Raw genomic sequence first — 5,076 nt, forward strand, 5'->3', positions numbered from 1 at the left:
CATTGCAAGTAAGTCGATTACGAGTACAGACATTACAACAGCAACCATAGCAGATTTGGTATACACAGGTCAAGCCCAAACCCCAACGCTAGCGGTTAAAGATGGTACAACAGTACTGACTCAAGATACCGATTACACGCTAAGTTATGTAGATAATACCAATGTAGGAACAGCCACAGTTACAATTACAGGAACAGGTGATTACAGTGGTACAAAAACAATCATATTTACTATTCTTAAGAAGATATTAACCATTAGTGGGCTTACGGCCGATGATAAGGAATATGATGGTACAACGGAAGCTACTTTATCAGGAACAGCTACATTGGTAGGTTTAGCAGTAGGTGATGATGTGGTATTATCAGGTACAGTAGAAGGCACTTTTACATCGCCAGATGTATCAACAGATATTACGGTAAATGTAGTTGGCTATGAGATAACAGGTACTACAAAAGATAATTATAGTTTGCGTCAGCCAACAGGTTTGCGTGCAGATATAACACAGCGTACGATTAGTGTTGCACCTTCTACGGGTTTAACAAAGCAGTATGGAGAAGCAGATCCTGAGTTTACTTATACATTCAGTGGATCGATAAGCGGACAGACAGCCGCTTTTAGCGGAAGTTTAAGCAGAGATCAAGGAGAGGCTGTTGATCAATACGAGATTACACAAGGTAGTTTAGTTCTTACAAACAACGGCAGTTTTAATTCGTCGAACTATGCGATTGAATTGACAGCAAACATTGATTTTGAGATTACAAAAGCACCATTGCTCATCACAGTAAATAATGATGCTAAGTTTGTAACCCAGGCTGATGCAGAGGGTTATGCAGGTGTAAGTTATACAGGATTTAAGTTTGGAGAAGATTCGAGCGTCTTAGTTACAGACAATCTAAGGATTACAAGGAGTAATACAGGTGTAGAATCTGCAGGAATTTACCAAGATGTATTACAGGCTAGTGGTCTGAGTTCTTCTAACTATGAGATTCGTTATGAGTCAGGTAATTATCAAATTGTAGCTGCAGATCAGTTATATGTAAAATTATCTGATTCTGAGATTGTTTATGGAGAGACACCAACCTATAGAGTAGAGTTATCAGGCTATTATAGTTCAGGCAATACTCAGGTAGTTGATTTAACTTCTAGCACGAGTGTAACAGGGAATAAAATAACGGTAGTAGATGGAGCATCAGGAAGCGCAACGTTTTTAATAGTTCCAGAGACACCATTATATAGTACTTCAAATCATCTTTCTGTAGGGACCTATAATTTAGTGTCAGATCAGGCAGTATTTACAAGTTCTAATTTTAACAACACGCTAATTGAGCAAGGAGTTTTAAAAGTAAATCCTAAAGAATTAGTAGTAAGTTTATCAAGTAGTAAGTCAAAGATTTATGACGGTAATGCTTTACTACCTTCAATGACTTTTGATTTGAGTACTCCTTTTGTAACAGACAATGTTCTAGCATCGGGTACTGGTGTTTATTCCAGTGCTAATGTAGGAGATAGAGCTTATACTGTTTCAGGCTTAATGTTGAGTGGCTCAGATGCGAACAATTATTATATTCAAGGCGGAGCAAACGTTCAGATTACAGGAACAAACGGTCAGATTAGTAAACAAACTCTTACTGTAACACCAAGAATTGGACAGTCAAAGATATTTGGCACCTCCGACCCTATTTTGACCTATGACTATCGTGGTCAAATTAGTGGAGAAACGCCATTATTTAGTGGTTCATTAGGGCGTTTATCAGGAGAATCTCGAGGGTCATACGCAATTCGTCAAGGTTCACTTTTATTGGAAGATAAAGATGCTTTTTTAGCCTCTAATTATCAATTAGACTTTACAAGTGGGATTGCTTTTACGATCACCAATAAATTACTATCAGATCAAGATATTAGTATACTACCCATATCAGATTTAATTTATAATGGTCAGTCACAAGCGCCTAATACAGCGTTAAAAGATGTCGATACAGTTTTAGTTGAGGGAGAAGATTATGAGGTATCCTATATCAATAATACAGATGTAGGAAAGGCTACAATTACCCTTACAGGATTAGGTAATTATGGAGGAGTTAGAACGGTTACTTTTAATATTATACCAAGAGTACTTACTGTTACTCCAGATGCCAATCAAACCAAGACTTATGGAGATGCAGACCCCAGCTTAACATACACCTTTGGTGGATTGGTAAGTGGAGAAACCCCCGGCTTTACAAATACGATAAGCCGTGCAGTGGGAGAGCATGTAGGTACTTACCAGATCAATCAAGGTAGTCTCTTACTTATAGACAACGCAGGCTTTAAAGCAGACAACTATCAAATAGACTTGGCTACAGGAGTAGACTTTACCATTACAAAGGCAGCATTAACGATCACGGTTCATAATGACAGTAAGTTTGTAACTCAGCAGGATGCAGATGGGTACGCAGGGGTAAACTACAGTGGCTTTAAATTTGGTGAAGATCAAACAGTGTTAAATACTACAAATCTGATTATTACCCGAAGCAATGCCAGTGAAGAGGCAGTAGGAGTTTATACAGCTGTGTTAGCAGCTTCAGGAGTGAGCGCACAGAACTACGACATTACCTATCAGAAAGGAGATTATACCATAATAGGAGCAGATCAGTTGGTCGTTAAACTTAAAGATAGCGAGGTCCTTTATGGAGCTACACCAGTCTTTGAGATTGCTAAAGTTGGGTATTACAATTTAAATAACCAATTAATAGAAGATCTAACATCAAGTACACAGATTAATGGTACAGAGGTAACAGTAACCGATGGTACTTCTGGTACGGGAGTTTTTGATATATCAGTAGTATCACCACAGTTGAGCACCTCTGGTTCTTTACAATCTGGAAGTTATCTATTGGAAGCGGGTAATATAAGTAAGACCAGTCCTAATTTTAGCAATACAATTATCCTCCAGGGGAACCTAAATGTAATTCCAAAAGCATTAATTGCATCAGTAAACAGCAGCAAGACTAAGGTGTATGATGGCAATGATAAGCTGTTGAATTTAACCCTAACTTTGAATACTCCAATCACTGGAGATGTTGTATTGGCAAGCGCAGCTGGTGCATACGATAGTAAAGATGCAGGAACAAGAAACTACACAGTGTCAGGCATCACTCTAAGCGGATCTGATGCAGATAATTATTTTATTCAAGGAGGTGCCAATGCCGCGATTACCGGCACAGATGGAGAGATTACCCCACGCACGCTTATTGTAACTCCAGATGCAGATCAGACCAAGGTTTTTGGAGAGTTAGATCCTAGATTCACTTATACGAACAGTGGAGCAGTCAATGGAGAGACACCAGGCTTCAGTGGGACACTTAGCAGAGAAATAGGAGCGGATGTTGGTTCTTACCAGATTACACAAGGTAGCCTTGTAACACAAAACAATGGAGTTTTCTTGACGAACAACTACGAGCCTTCATTTACGAAAGGAGTAGATTTTACCATAACCAGCAAGTTGATTACAGATGTAGCTATTACAACTACTTCTATAGCCGATTTGGTATACACAGGGCAAGCCCAAACCCCAACGCTAGCGGTTAAAGATGGTACAACAGTACTGACTCAAGCTACCGATTACACGCTAAGTTACTCAGACAATATAAATGTAGGAACAGCCACAGTTACAATTACAGGAATAGGTAATTACAATGGTACAAAAACAGTAACTTTCACTATTACCAAAGCATCACTTACTATTACAGCAGACGATAAGAGTAAGGAGTTCGGAGCGGCAGATCCAACATTAACGGCAAGCTATGCAGGTTTTGTAAATGGCGAAGGTCAAGAAGATTTATCAGGAACTTTATCCATTAGCAGAGCTACAGGAGAGGCTGCAGGTACTTATGCAATTAGCGCTTCAGGTTTAAATTCTTCGAACTATGCGATTACATTCACAGCGGGAAGGTTTACCATAACGAGTAAGCTGATTACGGATACAGCGATTGCAGTAGCTCCGATCTCAGATTTGATTTACAATGGATCTTTACAAAGACCAAAGCTTGTTGTAGAGGATGGCTCAAATACTTTAAAAGAGGGTAGAGATTATACATTAAGTTACAGTAACAACATCAATGTTGGTACAGCCACTGTAACGCTTAGCGGAATTGGGAATTATGCAGCAGATAGAGAAATTAACTTTACGATTCTACCAAAAAGCATCAATATTTTAATAGCAGATCAAGAGAAAGACTATGGCGCCCAAGATCCTGTTTTAGTATTTACAGCAGATCCAAACCTTTTTGGAGCAGATGCATTTACAGGAACTTTAACCCGAGAATCTGGCGAGGCAGTTGGAACGTATTTGATAACTTCAGGGACCTTAAGTGCAGGTGATAATTACACTTTAGACATTCAAACAGACGCAATTTTTAGCATTATTAGAATCGATACAGATGGCGATGGTGTTGCAGATGACATAGAAGAGGCTGATGGTACCGATGCAACAGACAGTTGTGATTTTGTAATATCAAGCCAAACAGAAACACCAAGTGAAGCATGGAATAATGCAGACTGTGATAATGATGGCGTAACCAATGCAGAAGAAGTAATAGATGGAACAAATTCTTTAAAAGCAGACAGTGATGGCGATGGAGTTATTGATGGAACAGAGAAGGCAGACGGTACCGATGCAACTAGTTTTTGTTCATCGATTCCTTCAAACATTACCCTTTCAGTAAGTCAAGATTATTTAGCTGCAGATTGTGATGGCGATGGTTTGAGTAATGGCGATGAGATTGGTTTAGACGCATCTAATCCTATAGATTCAGATAACGATGGTGTTGCCGATTATCTAGAGGTGAATAAATATGAAGCTTCAATAGAAGATGACTTAGAGGTTTATAATTTATTGACTCCAAATGGAGACGGAGAAAATGATGTATTTGTAATACGTAACATTGAGTTATATCCAGAGAACACGATAGAGATTTTTAACCGCTGGGGAGTACAGGTGTATAACGTTGCAGGATATGGACAAAATGGGAAATATTTCCAAGGTTTATCAAACGGAAGAGGCACAGTAAACAGCTCAGAGTCGCTACCAACAGGAAC

General features: G+C 39.0%; 1 protein-coding gene. It reads left to right on the forward strand.

Annotated features, from left to right (window positions below; all coding sequences use genetic code 11):
* Positions 1-5,076, forward strand: a 5,076-nt coding sequence (locus AC2D6T_RS11965) for an MBG domain-containing protein (RefSeq protein ID WP_484681642.1), incomplete at both ends; no start/stop codon positions are given.

The organism is Polaribacter sp. YIW18 (genome assembly GCF_057219325.1).